The following is a 19,790-nucleotide window of genomic DNA, read 5'->3' on the forward strand; positions in this document are numbered from 1 at the left end:
ATCCCCGACATTATCTCCCACGTTGTCGGCGATGACGGCCGGATTTCTCGGGTCATCTTCAGGAATACCTGCTTCAACTTTTCCAACCAAATCAGCTCCAACATCAGCTGCTTTGGTAAAGATACCACCACCAACACGGGCAAATATGGAAATCAAACTACCACCAAAACCAAGCCCCAGAAGGGCAGCGATGTCACCCGTCGCCATGTAGAAACCAGCCAGCGCCAAAAGCCCAAGACCGACCACAAAGAATCCCGTTACAGCACCGCCACGAACAGCCACCTGAAAAGCGCTGGCCATGCCATGTGTGGCTGCCTCAGCAGTACGAACATTTGCTCGCACCGAAATACGCATACCAACGTATCCTGCCAGCGCAGAAAAGAATGCGCCCAACGCAAACCCAGCGGCGGTGCGCCAGGAAACGCTAAACCCGAGTACGAAGAAAATTGGCACGGCAACGATAGCAATGCTTCGGTACTGTCGGGCCAAAAATGCTTTGGCACCGTCTTCGATTGCCTGAGCAATACCTTGCATGCGCTCATTGCCTGCTGGCTGCTTAAGTAACCAAACGATGAGAAGCCCACCGTAACCAACCGCCAGGGCGCCAACGGCCAGTGCTATAGGAAGAGTAGTAAACATAAGAATGAGAAAAATAATGAGTAAATTTATTCTCCGCGCAACTCTTCTTCCTCTTCCGCAGGTGCCACTGCAGGAGCGGCCGCCTCCGTTGGCGCTATCGTTACTTCCTCCACGGCGGCCTCGGTCACGCTGTCACTAACAACTGCTGCTTCTTCCTCGTCAGCCGGTATTTCTTCCATGGCCTCAAATGGTTGTATATCACCACCGACTGGACGAATATCTATTCGCCAGCTGGTTAATTTTGCTGCCAGGCGAACATTCTGCCCCCCTTTACCAATGGCGAGCGAGAGCTGGTCTTCTTCAACCGTAGCAACGGCGGTGTGTGTTTCGTCGTCAGTCTCAAGGGTCAACACTTTGGCTGGCGAAAGCGCATTCGAAATGAAGCGAATTGGATCGTCGCTGAATTCGATGATATCGATTTTTTCCCCGCCCAGTTCGCTGATGATGGTTTGCACTCTGGTTCCCCGTTGCCCAACGCAAGAGCCAATTGGGTCGACATTCGAGTCAACCGCTTGTACTGCAACTTTCGAACGAGAACCAGCCTCACGAGCAATACCCTTAATGACGATAAGGCCATTGGCTATCTCTGGGATTTCCATAGAGAAAACCTGGCGCACAACCTCAGGGTGAGAACGGGACAATACAATCTGTGGACCACGCGGCGTTTGACTAACACTCACCACGTACACTCGCAGCCGATCGCCTGGATTGTAACGCTCACGCGGTATCTGCTCTTCATATGGCAGTACGCCCGTGCCTCGTCCTAATTCCATAATAACTGATCGCCCATCGCGACGCTGCACCGTAGCGGTAACAACCTGCCGCTCACGATCACGAAATGCTTCAAATACATTTGTGTGCTCTGCCTCGCGAATCTTCTGAATGATGACCTGCTTGGCAGTTTGCGCCGCCATACGACCATACTCACCCGGGACAGAAAGTTCAGTACGAATCTCCTCCCCTACTACCGCATTTGGTTTTATAGAGTGCGCGGCAGTGACGCTGATATGTAGCTTTGGGTTGTACCGCACTTCAGCATCTGATTCGTCGCCCATTACCACAACCTCTGGCTCTTCTTCACCAGCCGCGGCACGGGCTTCAGCCTCAGCAATAAATTCATCCGAGACAACCACCTTTACATCAAAGACATGAGTTAACGCTGTTTCTAAATCAAATTCCACCTTAATGTTCTGATTTTTTTCGCCAAAATCTTTTCGATACGCAGCGGCGAGTGCTGCTTCAATAGTGCCAACAATTGATTCGACGGTTAGTCCTTTCTCTTCGGCGATTTGTTGAACAGCGGCCTTAATTGGCGACTCACCCGACATGTTTGTAATAGTTAGTTGATGCCTGAAGCATCAGTAGGAATAAAAAAACTCATTCTTCCTAGAATGAGCACTTAGTAATAATAGCCTAGTTAGGGCAAAAAAGCAAGATTTGAGCCGCCGATGGCTTCATAGTGGCGCAGTATTGGCTTCTTGTCGTCAAACCCAAAAACAATCGCAATCGCGTCAATACGGCAATTCGTTACAGCGTTTTGCCGAGCGTATTGGGCAAGTGCGATAGCCAAACGACGCACCTTGGCTTTTGTAATAGCTTCTTCGGGTGAGCCAAAGGCATCACCTCGTCGGGTTTTCACTTCAACAAAGGCAACCGTGCCCCCTCGTGCTGCAATTATGTCTACTTCCAGTTGTTTGAATCGCGCGTTTTGAGCCAATACTTTCCAACCACTATGCTCTAGGTATTGCACCGCATACTGCTCACCAAGTCGGCCGAGCTCGCTGCGGACATTCATACATTCAGCTATGGAAGATACTGCCGACGACGACGATCTTCAGCTTGCGCTGCAGCCTGTTTTGGCACCACGCGGATTGCTCGGTACAGTAGTCGCATCGACCAAACAGCAGCGACACACGCGAGAAGGAGCATCCAGTAACGAGCCGAAAACCACGGCACTTGTTCGTATCGCAAGAAAAGAAACAGAAATGCCAAGCCACTTACTGTGTAGCCAAGGATAACCCACCGTCGGGACCATGCACGCCACGCTGGTAAAAGCGTTGTCCGATGAATAAGGACTGAGCCGGCAACGGCCGCGCAGAGCACAACGCCGGCGAGTACTGCCCAGGCAATAAGACCGTTTCTACTCAACACCCCAGGGAAATTTGTCGTGAGATATGAAACAGAGAAAAAATTAGCTATGTTCATAGTGTTGCCGAGTATACCAGGTAGCGGTCACACCGTGAAGACCCTCGATTAGGTGAGAAATTTTTTACAAAATGACTGCCGATGAATCTTTGTCAGCCCATGCATTCGAATAGCTTTTTCATGCGCGGCAGTGCCATACCCAACGTGCGACTCAAAGCCATACTGCGGATGTGTGGCGGCCAGCGTAAACATTAGTTTGTCACGATATACTTTCGCCAGTATCGACGCAGCTGCAATCGAACGTATCACGATGTCCCCATGTAGTACCCCTTCAACAGGGCAGCGATAATCTGTAATTGAAAAATAATCTGCCAGAACATAGTCAGGGCGTGGACGCAGGGCATCAAGTGCCAACCTGAAGGCCAGCTCGTTTGCGCTAGCAACGCCAAGCCGATCAACAGCTGCTGGAGGTACCTGTCCATAACCGATACTCTCTGCAACAGCTAAAATTCTTTTTGCGAATTGTTCACGCTGCAATCGAGTGAGTGCTTTTGAATCTTTAAGATTTGGCAAACGCGCCCCCACTCGAAGCACTACGGCTGCTGCTACGAGTGGACCAGCCAACGCTCCCCGCCCTACCTCGTCGACACCAGCAACAAGCGGGTACCCTTGCCCGCGCCGACGCGACTCGAGTGGTCGAAACGTAAAAATCTATTTAGCTAGCAAGAGCGTTCAATTTTTGTCGGAGAACTTCCTCTGGTTGCACGCCAACAAGCTGTTCCACCACCTTACCGCCCTTAAAAAAAAGTAGCGTGGGGATACTGAGAATACCAAAGCCACCAGCCGTCGCTTGGTTTTCGTCTACGTTCATTTTGGCAATCTTTATCGGTTTCCCCGCAAATTCCACTGCCAATTTTTCTACAATTGGGCCAAGCACTCTGCATGGTCCACACCAGGGCGCCCAAAAATCAACTAACACCGGCACGTCCGATTTCAAAACCTCAGCGTCAAAATTTTGATCTGTCACGATAACTTCAGCCATATAGTTTGCGTAAAATAATTAACTACATTAATAGAGTCGACCACCAACAGGCACGGCTTCGTCTGGCGTAATGAGCACACATTGTCCTTGTTCGTCTGGTACGCCGAGCGTTAACGATTCTGAAATAAACGGGCCAATCTGCCTAGGAGGAAAGTTTACCACACCAAGCACCAGCTTACCGAGTAGCTGCTCTTTTGTGTAGTGCGTTACAAGCTGAGCGCTGGACCGTTTAGTCCCAATCTCAGAACCAAAGTCAATTGTTAGTTTATACGCCGGTTTTCTCGCCTCAGGAAAATCTTCTACTGCTGTAATGCGGCCGACTCGAACATCGAGCTCAGTAAATGCTTCGAAACTAGTCATATTCACCTCGTGCAATTTTTTTAAACTCCTCTTCATATCGCTTCACAATAGTCGCAAACCCCGTATGCAGTGGGCTGGGTAACGCATCGAGGGTGAACCAACCCAACTCATCAATTTTATCTGGCTCATTAATGCGAACCTCGCTCGGATCCACCAAAATAAAAAACGGAATTGCCACCCAGTGTGTTGGTTGTCCGTTGTGCTCACGAAAAATATCCAGTGCCGGCAACCGTCCTTGAATAACACCGTTGACTCCGAGCTCTTCGTAAATTTCACGCAACACATTGTCTTCCATTGAAACACCAAAATCTAATTTTCCCCCACCACCGTCCCATCGACCTTGTTCATCACGACACGCTGCACCACGACGATGTAAAAGAAAATTTCCTTTACCATCGTGACAGCAAAAGGAAGTTGTTACGCCAACGTAATCTTTACCAACGACCATATATCAACTATCGCCACTGCGTAGCCATCACAAGGGCAATGCCGCAAATAAATACAGCCAGCCAGCCCAATGTTGCACCAAGAACGATGATTGCAGTCCTGCGACTACCGCTGAAATAAAGTGCCGCCGGTAATCCAAGCACCAGAAGCGCACTGACTGTGGCAGAAAGAACAAACAGCAAAAGCATGAACACCGGTATTAAGAAACTATCCACTGATCCAAATAATTGTTCCCCATTAGAGAGAAGCAATGCAACAAGACTTACGTACAGCGCAAGACTGAAGGCGTGTAAAAAACTTCTGAAAATAATGTGAGATGTTTTCATAAAAAACAAAAAAATCTAAAAACTGCTGACGTGCATACTGCACTTTAAAAAACTGATGTTGCTTGCCCAGCCTGCTTGCGGGATAATTACTACCTGCGCATTTCAACTCAGCGGAATATATTTTCTGTAGCTGGATTACTGACGGACTACATAATCGGCTACCTTGAAGCAAAAATTACTCTGGACCGTAGCGGGATCGAACCGCTGACCTCTTGCATGCCATGCAAGCGCTCTACCAGCTGAGCTAACGGCCCAAGTTTCTGAATGATAGTACAAAGAGTAGATCTACGTAAGTCTTGCCGGTCACAGTCTTCAGACTCGGCAAACCGAAGCTCCATACTTACTATAGTATATACTTGTAAATATAGCAATTATTGTTTATAATACTATTTAATATTGACAATTTAACTAATTTATATTATAAAATATATCCGCTTGTGTTCCACGTGGAACACAGTAACAATGCATGGGTACTTAACGTCTTACTTACTGTATGTTATTCGAAAATAGACCCACAAATTGGCGAATACTCTCTGTATTTTTAAATGCAGCCCTGAAATACAAACGGGCCTTTTTCATTGCGTTTATTGGTGTATTGTTAGCGAGAATCACTGGTTTAACGGCCCCCATTTTCTACAAAAGATTTTTCGATACTCTAGCAACCGTTGATTTTGCTCTTGTCCCCGCCCTACAAGCCATATTGTTAACAATATTGGGAATTTATCTATTTGAAAACTTACTGAGAAGGATTGCTATATTTGCTGCCATATACTTTCAATCCCGAACAATGTCAGATCTCTGGCAATCGGCAGAAGCGTACCTCATGGGGCATTCCTATCACTTTTTTTCGGACAACTTCTCTGGTTCTTTGGTTCGAAAAGTGACAAAGATGCCCCGTTCCTTTGAGACAATATCTGATGATTTTCTGTTCAATATTATTCCACTCGGCGTTTCCGTGACGTTTATCAGCGCTGTTCTATTTTCACGAGATTATAGACTAGGAATAGCGATGTTCCTTTGGGTAGTGATTTTTCTATCTATCAACATTGGCCTCGCAAAATGGAAACAGCAATATGATATACGAAAAGCTGAGCTTGATTCAAAACTGACCGGTTTTCTGTCTGATATTGTTTCAAATAGTCTAAATGTACAACTTTACACAGCAAACAAGCATGAAAATGAAGGTTTCAATGCAATTTCACAAACACACGAAAGGGCCAGACGTTTCACGTGGAACATTGATGCTGGAATCGACTCAATACAAACACTGCTCACCGTCGGCATTGAAATTGCTCTCATGTTCACTGCGGTTAATCTATGGAAACAGCAAATAATTACTATCGGTGATTTCGCGCTGATTCAAGCATACTTGATTACTGTGGTACTTCAGATTTGGGATTTTGGAAGAGTATTGCGCAGACAATTCGAAGCCTTAGCCGATGCTTCTGAGGTTATCCAGATTTTAGACACACCACACGAAATCCATGACGTGATAACTGCAAAGCCACTAAAGCCAGCCGGGGGCGAAATCGACTTTCGGAATGTAAGTTTCAGCTTTAACAAAACAAGAACCGTTCTCAAACAGTTTTCGCTTTTAGTGAAAGCAGGTGAGCGTATTGCCCTCGTTGGTCCGTCGGGTGCAGGAAAATCTACAATCACGAAGTTGCTCTTCAGGCTTTACGATGTTGACCATGGTCGTATCTTAATTGATGGCCAAAATATTGCCGAGATAACACTCGAGAGCTTGCGCGATGCTGTGGCGCTCGTACCACAGGACCCGATTCTATTCCACAGAACACTGCTTGAAAATATTCGATACGGAAGTCGGAATGCATCAGACGAAGATGTCATGGAAGCAGCGCGACAAGCCAACTGCCACGACTTCATTATGGATCTACCTGAAGCGTATAGCACCTTTGTTGGTGAACGTGGGGTGCGGCTGTCTGGTGGAGAACGGCAGCGTGTTGCAATCGCGAGAGCAATTCTTAAAAACGCACCAATTCTTGTTCTGGACGAAGCGACTTCCTCGCTTGATTCAGAGTCTGAACTGCTGATTCAAGACGCACTAAAAAAGCTGATGCACGACCGAACGACCATTGTTATCGCGCATCGACTTTCAACCATCATGGAAATGGACAGAATTATTGTCATTGAGGAAGGTGGTATTAGTGAGGCTGGAACACACACTGAACTTCTCGAACGCGACGGGACATACAAACGACTTTGGGAAATTCAGGCTGGTGGGTTTATTACCTAAGGCACAGTGCGTGTTGAAAAAATCGAATATACCTCTTGCCGTATCGTGTTTCAATGTACTAGTACGCTGAAACATAAAGTGTCACTTCGTTTTGCACTCTTTGCACTCTCTCGAACCCAAATACTTTTAGGTTGACAGTCCTCGTGACTAGTGATTGTCTGTAGTAGTTTGAACATCGAAAACAGATGCCCGCAATGCGGTGCGTCAGGGAGGCGACAATGACCGAACTGTTGCTACTGGCCACAATTTTCCTGGTTTCATACCTCGTTTTTCGTGCAGTCGCGCCCCGTTGGGCAGCGTGGGTGAAAAGCCACAAGACTCGCATGAGAAAGGAGGTCGTGACCTGGGCGATGTCCACCTACGGCTGGGATCGCACCAGAGCTCGGAACTGGGTGAACGCGAAGTTCACCTTCTACACCGACGGCGCCGAGTGCCAAGGTGGACTGAACCTCCGCAACAAGAAGACAGTTCACCACCTACCGAGATGCCTGGTACGGATTATCGGGAACCTCGACATTCGAGGCACCGGCGTCAAGCACCCCCCGAAGGTGGCTGTTCTCGGCCGGCTTCGAGCAGACGGCGCCCTTCGGGTCGCCGGCAATTCCTCTCACCTGTGGAGGGGGAGGCGTTGCCGGACCCATCGACGGGTTGGACGAAGATGAACAGAGGCCCGGTGCGTATCGTCGCGCCGGGCCTCTCTCAAAACTGCTAGGCAGGTTATGTTAACTGGTGGAATAATTCATACCCGGCACTAAAAACAAAAAGCACAACCAGCACACTGGCGGCGATACGGTTCATTGGCAAAAAACGAAAACGAGAAATTCCTAATCCGCGAATCTTTTGCAACATGAGAACAATGAAGATGCCATCAATGGCAATCGAGATACCTCCCAAAAATGCGATGAGACTAACAAAATTGTTTGCGCCAAAAAGAAACGGAACAACCGGTAAGGCTACCGCGAGGAACCAAGAAGCGGTCGGTGAAATTTTAAAATCAAACTCATAGATTTCTTTGAGGTCGTACCCAAGTGAAAGATACGATTTAAAAACAGCTACGAAACCAAGCGCTGCTCCGAATTGAACGACGGACGGACCAAGCACTGCCACCAAACCACTTAGGGCATCAGTAGTAACAGCCCCGCCTGATGCCATTAACACACCCGCAACAAAAATAGCAGTGGTGATTAATGGCAGCACCACACCGGCAACTATGAGTAACCGTAACCGTCGACAATCATCAACCGTCCCACGAAAAAATTGATACGCGTCTGCGATGACGACGTACCCGGAAAGTGAAAAAAGAAACACCGCAAAAGCAAACAGTGGATCATTGCCAATCGCAGGGAGTTGAGCAATGTCGCCCCGCACTATGCCCGCTAACCCGATGCCAACAAACGAGGTCATGAGCGGCAGCGCCAACATGAAATTGATTTCGCTAATTTGTCGGGCACGACCAAGAAGGAGCAAGGCGCCGACAACAAAAAATGTAATTGACCAATACGTTGCTGCACCACCAAAAATTTTACTTAGAAATATGCCGCCCAGAAGCACATAGCCAAGCAGCACGCCACTGACGAAGATGACTTCGTTTACTGCGGCTATCCACCCGGGTACAGATCCAAGATAACGCCGCACATAACCTGGCAAACGGTGCTGTTCAATTGTGCTCGCCACAACTTCACCATAACTGAGGTGTATTGCCAGCACGGCCGCTGCCGCCAGCACAGCGAGGAGAGTAGACCATCCTACACCTGAGATAGTCACCGCGTAAGGTACGGCAAAAATACCTGCACCTATAGTAAGACCCGCAATCATACCTGCGGCTGAGAAAAATGGAGGAGCAAAAAGTGTTGTGCGCATGTGATTAATCAAGCTGACTGATGTATCAGCGATACACTGACTCTACCAAGAATAGCACCACCGGTGGTGCTGTCGAGAGAATTATTCTGCCTCTGTGTTCTTTGTAGTAATTGGTTCCACGTGAAACGTACGTATCGTCGTCTGAACATGCCGTTCACATACTGCTGACCTTACGTTACCGCTTATTCTACCGGAATAAATTTACCGCCTTTAGCTCTTACAACGTCATAATTACCAACTACGTCACCATGTTCGTCGAAATCAATATGTCCTGACGCACCTTCAAATGTTACCTCGCGAAGCACCTTGGCAATTGCGTCGCCACTTCGAGCACCCTTCAGTATGGCAAGATTTAACGCTCGCATTGCGTCATATCCCTGCGCGGCGAATGGTCCAGGTTCTGCACCGTTGTATTCGGCTTTATGACGTTCAATAAACCCACTCGTTCCAGCACTGACCGAGGTGACAATTAACCCTTCGGCAGCAATGCCGGCGCCAATTAAAATGTCATCACTTTTCAACCCTTCAGATCCATAGAGTGGTACGGTCACCCCAAGTTCACGCAGTTGCTTTAGCGTGGCGACGGCCGTCTCTGGATTATTCACGACAATGTAAACGGCATCTGGCTCAGCACTTTTAACTGCTTCTATTTGAACTCGCACATCAACATCGTCTCGACCAAACGTTTCCGTCGCCACTACCGCACCACCCCGCTCTGAGAATTGTTTGGTTAACACATCTTTAAAACCAAGCCCGTACTCTTCGTTGCTGTAGAGAACAGCCAACTTTCGGAATCCATTGTCGTACACCAAATTTGCGCCGAATAATCCTTGTGATGCGTCAGACGGTACCGTGCGGAAAAAAAATGTACCAGCCTCGCTCAGCCGAGGACTAGTTGACGCTGGGCTAATCATGACGACGCCATTCTGATTGGCAACTGGTGCAGCGGCTAATGTAGCGCCTGAGCAAACTTCACCAACAATGGCACTCACACCATCAACTGAAATAAGTTTGTTCACCGCATTCACCGTGTCGCGACCTTCACACTTCGTATCTTCAAAAACAATCTCAATGGTTCCTGGGTTCAACTCACGTGACGCCATCTCTACGCCTCGACGAATACTTTCGCCGTAACTGGCAGCGCCACCCGAGAGCGGCCCCACCCACCCAATTTTTATTGGTCCAGCGAGCACCTCGTTCTCAGAGCGTTGCTGATATAACGTGTACCCAGCAAAACCAAGAAGTGCCAGAACGAGAAAACCGGAAAGTATTTGCAGTGATTTATTCATAACGTACAAAGTGATTAAAGACTACCTTACCGTAAGGGTACCCAGCAAAAACTTCTCTGACAAGCAGTTCGCCTTCTCTTGACCGCGCCACTCGAAACAAGTAAAAAGGCTGAGCTTGATAAAGCTACGACCTTCACAACTAGCACCCGCTGAAAGCGGAAAGGATGGTACCAATGATACCTCTTGGCGCGGTCATTCAAGAGCTCAAGGAATCGAGCAACCGTCGTGGGCTCAACCTCCAACTGCCCTGTGACGGGCACTACCAGCCCGGGGATTTGCGCTGGGCCTTTGGATACGACATGCGCACCTCATGGTGGGCACTTGTGGAATTCCGCTGGCTCGAAACGTTGGCAGCAACCGGGCAGATGCCGGTTATGACTGGCACGCTGCTGACGCCGAATCTTCTCCGACGTGTCTTCGAGAAGACGCATACGGCGCGGGTAACGAGGCGTGAACGGGGAACGCCAACGAACCCCGGAACAGGGCACGACGTTCTTGCCCTCTTGGCGTGCATGCGTCAAGCGCTGCCACGGGAACTGCACCAGTACCTGCACCTCGATCTGACATCGTACGACACCATTTCGACCGCTTACGCGTTGCAAATGCGCGAAGCGTTCGAGGAGACGTTCTACGTCAAAGCTGGTGAAGTTGACCAACGGTGGCGAAGCCTGATTGCAGAGTACGCCGAGGTGGTCCAAATTGGACGGACTCACCTCCAGTACGCCCTACCCATCACCGTGGGTTGCTGGCTCGCTCAACTGCGTAACCGTTTCGCGGCAAGCGTTCGTGAAGCAAGGAAACTCAGTCGCGCGATTCCTGGGAAAGCGAGTGGTGCAGTAGGCACGAGTGCGGCGCTGCGACACCACTTTGGAACGAACGACCTCGAAGTTGGGCTACTCAATTCCTTGCGGTTGCCGCGGCCGCTGCAGTCTACCCAGATCACACCGCCAGAAGCGTTCGTCAGATTTCTGGGTGAAATTGTACTGACCTCTGGGTCACTGGCTAATCTGGGGGAAGACGTACGGCTGCTGCAGTCGTCTGACATCGGAGAATTGACGAGCATCGGCTCAACAAGCTCGACGATGGCACATAAGACTGGTAACCCGGTGGCAGCCGAGAATATGGCCGGCATGCACGGCAGTGTTCTTGGTGCGTACACCATGGTACTCGGAACACTCGTAAGCGACCTGCAGCGAGACCTTCGCGGATCGAGCGTGATGCGCGGCTTCGGCGGCGTACTTTGCTACACCTACCAGCAGCTACTAACCGCCGACCGGTTGCTGAAAAGTCTGCGGGTAAACGAGGCTCGCTGCACAGAGAATCTGCAGAAAGCCGGACCGTGTGTAACGGCCGAACTGCTTTACGTATCACTGCTGCATGCGGGCTTCGCGAATGCCCATACGCTCGTGAACAAGGTAATCGTTCCGGCGGCGCGGGCAACTGGTTGCGACTTGGTAGTTGCCACAGACACGGTCATCAAGCAGACGCGAAACAGACGGCTTCGCGCCGCTTGGACTCTCGTTCCGGAGGAAACGAGAAGGCAAATCGCTTCGCCCAGAGACTACCTTGGTGATGCAGTAAAGTTGGCGGTTCGAACTGCCCACGATCAACTGTAAAGAAAGGGAGGAACAAAGAGGGAAACGGCCGTCCGGACGAAAGTCTGGACGGCCGTTCTCATTACAGAAATTAATACTAGCTATCTAAGAGAACGAAAACGATATCGGTTAACGCCTTGATCTTATGATACGTTCGAGCTGGAAATTCAATTTTTGCAGGCCCTTGAATCTTATAGATACGATCTCCTGTTGTTACTTCAGCCATTCCTTTAAGTAGATAAATTAGCTCGGCTGCATTCTCAGAGTTGTCACCCGATACTGACTCTCTGTTTCTTAAAAAAATTTTGAGACCTGCCGCTTCATAAACCTTCCCTTTTAAATCATCACGGATGAGTTTCATTTCCATAATTAGGAAGACTATTTTACTTACCTTTAACCTTTACATTGACGCCACCAACTTTCTTATATGTTCGTTGCTTATTCTTTTTAATCTTTTTTACAATTTCTTTTTCTAAATCAACGTCTAGCATTTTAGATAGAGAAAGAAGATAAATTGCAACATCGGCCAACTCTTCACCTATATCAGGCAATTTTTTATGATAGGCACGGAACGCCTCGGCGAGCTCATCAAAGGTTAAACAAAATTCCAAATTAATATCATCGATATTGAACTTCTTTGTATTTTTATTTTCCCAAATCTCTTTTAGAATTTTTTGGAAATCGATCATAGAGGCTTTATAGAAATTGAATGTCTCAACACTTCAACTCAAAGGTCGGGAATCGGTCACAACTCTCGCCTCGTTCCCTCGACTCCGCTGCTGCGGAGCTACTGACAATTCATGACATTCTGATCACATCAGAATGGGTGTTATTGTTGTCGGCTGCGACCCCGCCTCACGAGTTTATCCCGCACACAGTGAGGGGCTCCGGCTTTCGAATCCCTCACGCGAATGAAGCAGTTCATTCGCTCCCTTCCTCGTTCACAAAGTTCACTTCAAGGGAGGGTCGGGAATCGGTCACAACTCTCGTTCGCTTCCGCTCACTCGGTCGCGACCCCGCCTCACGGTCTTCGTCGTCAGCAATACTCCTCAGACATCGTTCCGGCTTTCGAATCCCTCACGCGAATGAAGCAGTTCATTCGCTCCCTTCCTTCGTTCACAAAGTTCACTTCGGAAGGGGAGGGATTCGAACCCTCGAGATCTTGTAGGATCTACCGCATTTCGAGTGCGGCCCATTCGACCACTCTGGCACCCTTCCATAGGCTTACTTAGTGTACAGAACTATTCGTATGACCGCGCGACCACTTTGGCACCCTTCCACAGGTTTACTTAGAAACGTGCTTCGCACGCTACCATGACCGAACGTCTTCAACAAGCTTTATGGTACTAACCGTAGATGAAATGCGGCAACACCATAGTGTCGCGAATGATCTTGATAGCGGGTTGCTAACCATAATAAAGCTTCCGATGCTGTTTCAAAGCCTAAATCAAATGGATGGTGCGCTGCAACCAGATGGTCAAAAGATGCATACGGCCGAATAGACTCGACCGCCAATCGAACGCAATGAGCACCGTTTCCTTCTTGATAACACAGCAGTATGTCGCCTTCGCGAACCCGTTCATGGCCACCAGCTAGTAAGCGCGGGTCAACCCGTCGCCGTCCACTAGAAAGTAGTGAAAACGAAAACGCATCATATTCAAATACATGTACCCGTCGTGTTTCTAATAAGGGCAGCGCCATAAGCACCCAAAATAATATGGAGAGGTCATTTTTAAAATACGGAACATCCACCAGCCCATGAATAACTAACGCCAACATTGCGGCAATTGCTCCAGCAACTACCGGGCTATTCCGTCGCGGCCAGGCATGAACAAAAAAGGCCGCGAGCAGCCAGACAAATGCGAGGAGACCAGCCAGACCAAGCTCTACCCAGGCATTTAAGAAAAGATTATGTGGGTAGAGAAATATTTCTATTTTGTAGGGCGTAATATTTGGTCGCCAATCTACATGATACGGTGCAACTGCTTGCTGATAATTTGCTAAACCGGCGCCTGTTATGGGGTGGTCTTTTATAAGCTCGACAGTCTCTTCCCATACCGCCAACCGCATTGCGCCGGACGGCGCGCTAAATGAAAAGCTTTGCTCAACTTTTAATCTGAGTGTTGGCACAAAAGCCAAAAAGCCGACAAATAAGAATGCTGCGCCTACGACAACTACTCGGTGTCGATTTTTTGAAACAAGCAAGATGGCGACAAAGGTACTAATGGCCACCCCCAACCACGCACCTTTCGTTTGAGACAAAACAATGGCGCTCACGCCAAAAATAACGACAATGAGCGACCACCAAAATGATTGCTGCCGACGATATGAAGTTATGAGGAGCGGGATGTAAAGCGCAATAATTGGCGCCAGCAACAGACCAACAGCATTGGGGTATGGAAAAACGCTTGTGAATTTTAAAACCGCTGCACTGGCGTATGGCTCTGGTACGTAGCCAGTGAAGTACTGCAACCATGCACCCATAGCGACAAAAATCGCGAGGCCACCGAGAGCGTGGAGCAGCCAAATTCGTTCACGTGCGCCACGAAATTCGATAACCAGGATAGTGAAGAGCAGCATGGGATCAATAAAGTACGCCTTCCAGGCGCCAAGTGCGGCATCAATATTTGGCGAAAGAATTGCGCTGACTGTAGCGGTTAACAAAAACGCAAGTAGTGGGTAAAGAACGGGATGAAAAGGATTGTCAGTACTTACGGTGCTTCCTGCTGGTAGCCGTGGCCAACCATGGTGGCGGACCATTCTCAAAAACCAAACAGCCGCGACAACAGTGATGGTTAGTTCAAGAAGTGTTGTTGGGATACCAAAGAGCTCAATCCGGACGAGATACGTTGGGAGTAAAAAAACAATTAAAGCCAGCGCCCTTTTAGGTGCTCGGTACGTGAGCAAAGCAAAACTAAGTAAGTAAGCGCTTATTAAAATCGTAGAATCCATGATTTTATTATACCGCAAAACTAAATTCCCGGGTTGCAATGTGACTACCGGAAAAGTCTACTACCGTCACTTTTGAAACGTGGTCCGTGCATCAAAAAATAATTGACGAACCAGTGGACTAGAAACAAATAACACAAGGGTGTAGACAAGTACGGCAAACGGAATAACTAACCATAGAACAAAACTACTGGCGTAAATTAGCCACGCAACCATGACAGCGGTAGCCAACATTGCGGGCAGTATACTAGCGAGTCGGAACCGAATACCCACTGACACGAGATACCCAAACAGCAAAACGGCAATCAGCAGCTCCACTGCCACGGTCATGCTTGCCGCACCCAATGCCCCAAAACGAGGAATTGCGATGACATACCCGAACAAGCTTACTGCGGCAGCGACCGCATACGCCCAAAGCACTTTGCGCTGCTGGCCAATTGCAACAATGAGATGCCCGAAGTAGGTACCAATAAATATTATGCCCGTCGCAATGCCAAGTAACTGTAGAACTGGTGTACCAAGCGCCACGAACTCTTGTCCAAAGTAGACGGTGAACCGTGGAGCTGTCATTACGACACCCACCGCGATGGGAAAAGCAAAATAACACACGGCTGCAAATCCGTTTTGCGTGATGCGTCGGAAACGATCTTTGTCTTCTGTGAGCCACGCTGCCGTTAGTACTGGAAGTAGCAGACCAACAAACATGGTGGGGAACGTAATGAGCACTTCTAAGACCCGATACATTGCTCCGTACACACCAACTTCTGCTTCGTCGCGCACGAAAGAAAGTATAAGGGTGTCGGCTTTTAGATAGACAAGGTTTAAAACAACGCCAAGCGCAATCGGCCATGAGCGCTGCCAAATGAGGCGCCATAATTCACTGTCATACGCGAAACGCAAACGAACGAATGGCCGTGCCAACCAAGCCGCAACCGCTACGTTAACTATGCTTGAAACAGTAACTGCTAAGGCAATAAAAAGTATCCCGCGCCCGGTGGCTATAGCCGCAACAACGGCGAGTAGAAGCACCAATCGGGAAAGTACCTCGGCAATAGTCGCTCGCCAAATGGTAAGTGTTTGCTGAAACAGACCAGTAAACACCTGGAGCACTGCGACGCAGACAAACGACAGTACCAATACAACCACACCTTGTTTCACAAGCAAGCTGTATGGAAATAGCCAAACAAGCAGTGGGGCAAGAGCAAGAGCGAATAAGGCGGTGACAGCACGGAATGCCAATACATTAGAAAATACTTTTTGCCGGTCGGTGGTAAATTCTGCAAATAGCTGGCTACTGACGAGTACCAATCCTAAATCAATCGCTACTGCAAAGAACTGCAGGTACGTTGTCATGATGGTATACGTCCCATAACCACCGGCACCAAGGTAGTTGGTCAGTAAAAGTACTACCCCCCAACCAAGCGCGATGCTGAGTATTTTACCGACGGACTGAATTATTGTATTTGTCGCTAGGCGCCCGGAAAGTGACATATTGACACGTTGGCAAGGCTATGCTAAAGTTTTCTGTTTTGAGTTCGAGGAACTGCATCCACGACAAGCGTGGGGTCTTCGGGCGGAGGCAATCTTGGTGCTTGCACTCAGATTTTCCCCACTTCGGGCCTCTTGGATGCAGTTCCCCGGTCGCAAAACAAACAAGCTCGCACTAGTGTGCGAGCTTGTTTTCTTATTCGTCGGCGTTCAAAATTTCATTGAGTAATTCTCTTGTCTGGTCACGTCGGTCATCCGTGGCCGCACCGTCAACCGCTACGACTAACTGCAATACGCTGCCTTCGGCCGCTTCGTCCGGGAGCTCGGCACTTGGCCAATAAATTTCTTGACCATCGCTTGTCCTGAGAATTGCATCGTCTCCTTCAAACCGATCAATAGTTGCTTCCATATGTATGTTAGGTTACAACGCGCACGGTAACCGCGGTTGGTTCACTGCGCGTAAGAGTAATTGTTAATACACCGTCTTGCATTGTAGCGGTAGCGCTGTCTGCTTGTACTGACACCGGAAGGACAACGGAACGTGAGAATGCCCCCCAATAACATTCCTGCACCATATACTGCTTAACTTCTTGGCTGTACTTTTCATGACGTTCACCACGAACAGTTAGAAGATCGTTGTGCAGCGCGATAACGATATCTTCTGGTCGAACACCAGCAATGGCGCTCTGAACAACCACCTGACTATCGGTCACATAAACATCTAGCGCAAGAGCACCCTCAGATGTGGCTGATTGAAATGCTTCGTCACTTCGCGCAATCGGAGGCGTGAACACTGCTTCGGCACGATCACTCACCGGTACAGAATGCACCGGGGTTCGTTTCGATTTTTTAAAAAGCCATGCCATAGTATGAACGCCGTTCAGTATACTGAGGTCTGCTGTCTGTAGCAAGTTACTTGGGATTAACTGCCTCCGCGCTTCTGAGCGACGGAACAAAATGCACCCACAGTAAGCCGGGGGCAATGGGTACGGCATTCCCATCTTTGTCGAAGTATTGCAGCGGCCCGTCAGCATTCACCTTGCTCCACGAAATTGAATATTGCTGACCATTCCGGAGTAGTAGCGCTTTGCCACTACCCGTAACTCGCACGGTAACCGCATCGGGCACCCCAGGGCGAGGTGCTGGCAAAACGTCTGTTTCAAGTAGTAGGACCGTAGCGGCACGAATAGTTTCATGCGTGGTTCTGTCGATTGCTTCTACGCCACCAATGAACCGTTCATAGCCCTGATTGCCTTCATTCCACTTCCACACGGTTTGGTATGTCAGGAGTGACGACGGTGAAACGCGCACCTGCGAAGCAGCCACACCACCACCAGGCGCATTGTCGTGCGCCGCCATTGCCGTAACACCCGGCCATACTAACCAGTCGTTCGAGGCGGCCAAAAGGTCTAACTGAAAAATACTAGAAAACAAATTGTGAGGAGCGGGACTGCTTGATTGCCTTGCGTAGTACTTACCATTACGAAACTCGTCTGCATCGAGCAATCCGGTATTTTGTTTTAATCGCTGAAGCGCCAACGGACTGCCACCCGAATGCACATAGAGAGCATGAAAGCCTTGAACAATTGGCAGGACATACTCTCGAGCAGAACGTACCGGACCAATAACCACATTCTCATCTGTTTGCCACAGTGCTAACAACCTCGTAAGCCCACCTTCAACTGGAAATTCAAACACAACGGCAGCTTTACTTAACCCTGCGGCCGGTCGAGCCGCAACACTATTATCGATCATGGCGGCAATGGGTAGTTTTGTGGCAACGGTGAGTGAAACCGGAGAACCGTTTAATAATGACGGCGTCGTTGTTACTGCTGGTGCTACTACTGGCACGACAGGTGCGGGTTGTGGTGATTGTAAAATAAAAAAGTATACGAGCAACGCATTCGTGATTACCAAAAGCCACAATGTGACGAGCCAACTATGTCGCCGCAGTAGGCCGCGCAAAATAACCCACGAGCGCAAAACCTTCGTACGAACCTGATTCAACATACCTACACAATGAGCGGCAGTGACTCTAGAGGAAAGTGTTCATCGGTTATAACGCTCTCTATTCGATACGCACCGTGGGTTGGTGCTTCGATGTAGCCGCTCCACGCCATCTTGGCGAGACCACCACTTGCCACCCAGTCAAAGAGCCACTCGCCAACATACTTTGGGTTATGCTGCGGCACACCACCTCCAACCGTTTGCAGCCAACGCGCGTTAAACTCTTCCTGAGATCCAAGCGGGGGAGCAATAATTATTGGTAATCCTGCGCCAGCATAGAAAGATTGTTCTGATGGTTTCGTCCACAAAACATCCGTCGTCGCTAGTCGCTTTGTGTAATCACGGAAGTAGTCGTGACGACTTTTTGTGTAGTAAACATGTACGCTACTGCCAAGATATTTCGTTAGGCGCAGATCGCTGACTGCTTTCTTGTAGAGGTCGCGAACACCGCGATGCGTGCCGGCTTCAAGGTTAAACGTAATCTCGTTTCTGGCAATACGAACACGGAGCGACTGCAGTGCCTCAACGCCAATTTTTGCTTGCGCTCCGGCACCACCAACAGCGAAAGTAACAGTGAGCGACCGTGGTTGCGGTCGACTATGCCAATCGCGACCAAAGTGCTGGTGCAACGTTCGGTCGTACTGCTTTCTGAAAATACCATTTGGGTCAAGATTATTGAGTCGTCGCGAAATTTGACGCCGGAGCTGTGCTGGGTCTGGCCCGTCAACTAATTCTTTTGGTAGGGGGAAACCAGTCAAGAAAATGTTCTCCTCGGGCACCCCATAGAGCTTCAACCGTTCTACCACTCTGCCGGTCGGGGCAAAATATTTAATGCGGCTTTGCTTTGGGTCAAGCGCTGCCCACGCTCTGCTAATATCGGCGTCAGTTACCACGCAATATATTTCCCCGGGGTAGCCATAATATTCAGCGGCAAACGCCGGAAGAAAAAAGGTTGTAACGAGTGGTAAATTTTTTCGTCGGAGACGATCAATCAGGTCGCGCATGAACTCATGCTTCTCCATCATTCGATACAGTTCACGAACTTGGAGGGTGGGGCGAGATAAATCACGACGTGGATAGAACGGCTGAATCTCTTGCAGCTTATCGTACGTTTCAAAAATGAACTGCCCCACAAGCGGCACGGTGCTGAGGCGTGAAATAGCCTCATAAAATTTTCTTCCTTGCTGCCAAAGCTGTAAATCCTTAGCTGGAATACCATCGTAATTATTCGCCGTTACAATGTCGCCTGACGCAATGTGCCGTAAACCAAAAGCGGCGCGCTCGTGACCATATCCCATGTCGACCGATACAACCCACGCTTTCTGTTTTACTATACTGTTTTGTTTCATAGTACTTTCTTTATATTGTGCACTGCTAAAAATTACT

Annotated in this window: 21 protein-coding genes and 2 tRNA genes; 2 read left to right on the plus strand and 21 right to left on the minus strand. The window is 48.9% G+C overall.

Features of this window, described 5'->3' with window-relative positions:
- The 10 genes from WC052_01200 to WC052_01245 form a co-directional block, all read right to left on the minus strand.
- Positions 1–639 (minus strand): sodium/proton-translocating pyrophosphatase (locus WC052_01200; GenBank protein ID MFA7286267.1); only part of this gene is annotated, 639 nt, incomplete at its 3' end.
- Between the two features lie 26 nt (positions 640–665).
- Positions 666–1,967 (minus strand): transcription termination factor NusA, encoded by a 1,302-nt coding sequence (gene nusA, locus WC052_01205; GenBank protein MFA7286268.1) that lies wholly within the window; start codon positions 1,965–1,967, stop codon positions 666–668.
- A gap of 89 nt (positions 1,968–2,056) precedes the next feature.
- Positions 2,057–2,434, minus strand: a complete 378-nt coding sequence (locus WC052_01210; GenBank protein MFA7286269.1) for a YraN family protein — start codon at positions 2,432–2,434, stop codon at positions 2,057–2,059.
- Between the two features lie 8 nt (positions 2,435–2,442).
- On the minus strand, positions 2,443–2,844 hold the full coding sequence (locus WC052_01215) for a hypothetical protein (GenBank protein ID MFA7286270.1): 402 nt from the start codon (positions 2,842–2,844) through the stop codon (positions 2,443–2,445).
- Between the two features lie 48 nt (positions 2,845–2,892).
- Positions 2,893–3,495, minus strand: coding sequence for a ribonuclease HII (locus WC052_01220; GenBank protein MFA7286271.1), 603 nt, complete (start codon positions 3,493–3,495; stop codon positions 2,893–2,895).
- Between the two features lie 4 nt (positions 3,496–3,499).
- Positions 3,500–3,826 (minus strand): thioredoxin, encoded by a 327-nt coding sequence (trxA, locus tag WC052_01225; protein ID MFA7286272.1) that lies wholly within the window; start codon positions 3,824–3,826, stop codon positions 3,500–3,502.
- 27 nt (positions 3,827–3,853) lie between these two features.
- Positions 3,854–4,186 carry a tRNA-binding protein gene (locus WC052_01230; protein MFA7286273.1) on the minus strand — a complete coding sequence of 111 codons (333 nt, stop codon included), beginning with the start codon at positions 4,184–4,186 and terminating at the stop codon, positions 3,854–3,856.
- The gene (locus WC052_01235) at positions 4,179–4,634 is read right to left on the minus strand and encodes an NUDIX domain-containing protein (protein MFA7286274.1); all 456 of its coding nucleotides are present in this window, start codon (positions 4,632–4,634) and stop codon (positions 4,179–4,181) included. The genes WC052_01230 and WC052_01235 overlap by 8 nt, the downstream gene beginning before the upstream one ends.
- Positions 4,635–4,641: 7 nt before the next feature.
- Entirely contained in the window at positions 4,642–4,959 is a 318-nt protein-coding gene (locus tag WC052_01240; protein ID MFA7286275.1) for a hypothetical protein, read from the minus strand.
- A gap of 181 nt (positions 4,960–5,140) precedes the next feature.
- Positions 5,141–5,213 (minus strand) — tRNA-Ala (locus tag WC052_01245).
- Between the two features lie 239 nt (positions 5,214–5,452).
- On the opposite strand from WC052_01245, the gene WC052_01250 reads away from it, so the two are divergent.
- Complete coding sequence (locus WC052_01250) at positions 5,453–7,216, plus strand: ABC transporter ATP-binding protein (protein MFA7286276.1); 1,764 nt, start codon at positions 5,453–5,455, stop codon at positions 7,214–7,216.
- 717 nt (positions 7,217–7,933) lie between these two features.
- On the opposite strand, the gene WC052_01255 is transcribed toward WC052_01250, so the two are convergent.
- Together WC052_01255 and WC052_01260 are read right to left on the minus strand one after the other, a co-directional pair.
- Positions 7,934–9,076, minus strand: a complete 1,143-nt coding sequence (locus tag WC052_01255; GenBank protein MFA7286277.1) for an aromatic amino acid transport family protein — start codon at positions 9,074–9,076, stop codon at positions 7,934–7,936.
- A 182-nt stretch (positions 9,077–9,258) separates the two neighbouring features.
- Positions 9,259–10,365: a penicillin-binding protein activator gene (locus WC052_01260; protein ID MFA7286278.1), complete on the minus strand. Its 1,107-nt coding sequence runs from the start codon at positions 10,363–10,365 to the stop codon at positions 9,259–9,261.
- Between the two features lie 173 nt (positions 10,366–10,538).
- Between WC052_01260 and WC052_01265 the strand changes: the two genes are divergently transcribed.
- Positions 10,539–11,981 carry a lyase family protein gene (locus tag WC052_01265; GenBank protein ID MFA7286279.1) on the plus strand — a complete coding sequence of 481 codons (1,443 nt, stop codon included), beginning with the start codon at positions 10,539–10,541 and terminating at the stop codon, positions 11,979–11,981.
- A gap of 76 nt (positions 11,982–12,057) precedes the next feature.
- Here the strand turns inward: WC052_01265 and WC052_01270 are convergent, their stop codons facing one another.
- The 9 genes from WC052_01270 to WC052_01310 all read right to left on the minus strand — a co-directional run bounded on the left by WC052_01270 (position 12,058) and on the right by WC052_01310 (position 19,753).
- Positions 12,058–12,327 (minus strand): hypothetical protein, encoded by a 270-nt coding sequence (locus WC052_01270; protein MFA7286280.1) that lies wholly within the window; start codon positions 12,325–12,327, stop codon positions 12,058–12,060.
- A 16-nt stretch (positions 12,328–12,343) separates the two neighbouring features.
- A complete protein-coding gene (locus tag WC052_01275) occupies positions 12,344–12,649 on the minus strand; it encodes a MazG-like family protein (protein MFA7286281.1) in 306 nt (101 codons plus the stop codon).
- Positions 12,650–13,091: 442 nt separating this feature from the next.
- Positions 13,092–13,178, minus strand: a tRNA-Ser gene (locus WC052_01280).
- A gap of 120 nt (positions 13,179–13,298) precedes the next feature.
- The gene (locus WC052_01285) at positions 13,299–14,912 is read right to left on the minus strand and encodes an O-antigen ligase family protein (GenBank protein ID MFA7286282.1); all 1,614 of its coding nucleotides are present in this window, start codon (positions 14,910–14,912) and stop codon (positions 13,299–13,301) included.
- Positions 14,913–14,978: 66 nt separating this feature from the next.
- Positions 14,979–16,400, minus strand: coding sequence for an oligosaccharide flippase family protein (locus WC052_01290; GenBank protein MFA7286283.1), 1,422 nt, complete (start codon positions 16,398–16,400; stop codon positions 14,979–14,981).
- A 193-nt stretch (positions 16,401–16,593) separates the two neighbouring features.
- Positions 16,594–16,806, minus strand: a complete 213-nt coding sequence (locus WC052_01295; GenBank protein ID MFA7286284.1) for a DUF3006 domain-containing protein — start codon at positions 16,804–16,806, stop codon at positions 16,594–16,596.
- A 7-nt stretch (positions 16,807–16,813) separates the two neighbouring features.
- Entirely contained in the window at positions 16,814–17,263 is a 450-nt protein-coding gene (locus WC052_01300; protein ID MFA7286285.1) for an Hsp20/alpha crystallin family protein, read from the minus strand.
- A 46-nt stretch (positions 17,264–17,309) separates the two neighbouring features.
- Positions 17,310–18,407 carry a DUF3048 domain-containing protein gene (locus tag WC052_01305; GenBank protein MFA7286286.1) on the minus strand — a complete coding sequence of 366 codons (1,098 nt, stop codon included), beginning with the start codon at positions 18,405–18,407 and terminating at the stop codon, positions 17,310–17,312.
- A 2-nt stretch (positions 18,408–18,409) separates the two neighbouring features.
- Positions 18,410–19,753 (minus strand): hypothetical protein, encoded by a 1,344-nt coding sequence (locus WC052_01310; GenBank protein ID MFA7286287.1) that lies wholly within the window; start codon positions 19,751–19,753, stop codon positions 18,410–18,412.
- Positions 19,754–19,790: the final 37 nt, after the last annotated feature.

This window comes from Patescibacteria group bacterium, from assembly GCA_041675205.1.
In the GTDB taxonomy this organism is placed as follows: Bacteria; Patescibacteriota; Patescibacteriia; order GWA2-46-9; family GWA2-46-9; genus JBAYUF01.